This is a genomic window from Pseudomonas fuscovaginae SE-1 (assembly GCF_000364705.1).
In the GTDB taxonomy this organism is placed as follows: Bacteria; Pseudomonadota; Gammaproteobacteria; order Pseudomonadales; family Pseudomonadaceae; genus Aquipseudomonas; species Aquipseudomonas fuscovaginae_A.
In genome coordinates, this window is the sequence record NZ_AQOH01000266.1 from 1 (window position 1) to 495 (window position 495).

General features: G+C 65.7%; 1 protein-coding gene. It reads right to left on the reverse strand.

The genetic code is table 11. The annotated features are described in order from the left end of the window. Positions 1-495 (reverse strand): flagellar hook-basal body complex protein (locus tag K675_RS0121720; protein ID WP_017905578.1); only part of this gene is annotated, 495 nt, incomplete at both ends.

Sequence of the window (495 nt, forward strand, 5' to 3'; positions counted from 1 at the left end):
TCCAGGAACAGGTTGCCACCGATGGCCTGCAGGCCGGCCGGGTTGATGAAGTCGGCGGTCTGCAGGTTGCCGATCACCTGCGATGCCGGGTTGCCGGCGGTGGTGATCGAGACGGTGCCGTCCTTGCCGACCGTGAAGGTCTGGGCGTTGTTCGGGATCACGATGGCCGGTTGCAGGGCGAAACCGGCGGCGGTGACGATCTGGCCGGTGTTGTCCAGGTGAAAGGTACCGTCACGGGTGTAGGCCGTGGTGCCGTCCGGTTGCAGGATCTGGAAGAAGCCACGGCCATTGACCGCGATGTCCAGCGGCTGGTCGGTGGTCTGCAGGCTGCCGGCGGCGAAGTTCTTCTGGGTGCCGACGATACGCACACCGGTACCCAGCTGCAGGCCCGACGGCAGTTCGCTGTCCTGGGTCGACTGAGCACCGGGCTGACGCCTGATCTGGTACAGCAGGTCCTGGAACTCGGCACGATCACGCTTGAAGCCGGTGGTCGAG